Origin of the sequence: Janthinobacterium sp. UMAB-60, from assembly GCF_900095235.1 — a bacterium.
Taxonomy (GTDB): Bacteria; Pseudomonadota; Gammaproteobacteria; order Burkholderiales; family Burkholderiaceae_D; genus Janthinobacterium.
Genome location: NZ_LT607531.1, coordinates 1 through 404, shown reverse-complemented (window position 1 = coordinate 404; position 404 = coordinate 1). Strand labels below are relative to the sequence as shown.

1 protein-coding gene is annotated in these 404 nt (G+C 66.1%); it reads right to left on the bottom strand.

Translation table 11 applies throughout. The features are described 5' to 3' along the window. The coding region (locus K0F86_RS27175) for a YDG domain-containing protein (RefSeq protein ID WP_219137217.1) at nt 1-404 on the bottom strand (404 nt) is incomplete at both ends.

The following is a 404-nucleotide window of genomic DNA, read 5'->3' as shown; positions in this document are numbered from 1 at the left end:
CCGTCGTAGGTTTTGCTGCCGGACACGATGACATCAGCCTTGTTGATGATGGCGCTCACGCCGGCCGGCTGCACCAGGTTGTAGTTGCCAGCATCGATGCCGCCCAGCGTATAGCCGGTAACGGTAACGGCCTTGCCAACGCCGGCATTGGCATCGGCAAAGCTGCCGGCACCGGTACCGGCAACCGTGACGCTGTCGCTGCCCAAAGCGCTCACGGTGGCCGTGCCGCTCAGGGTCGCGCCCGTGGTGGCGTCATAGGTCTTGTTGGCGGCGGCGATGCCCGACACGGCCAGGCTGGCCTTGCTGATGCTGGCCGTCAGGCCGGATGGTTGCGTCACCACATAGTTGCCGGCGTCTGCGCCGGACAGGGTGTAGCCGCTCACGGTCACGGCCTTGTTGGCACC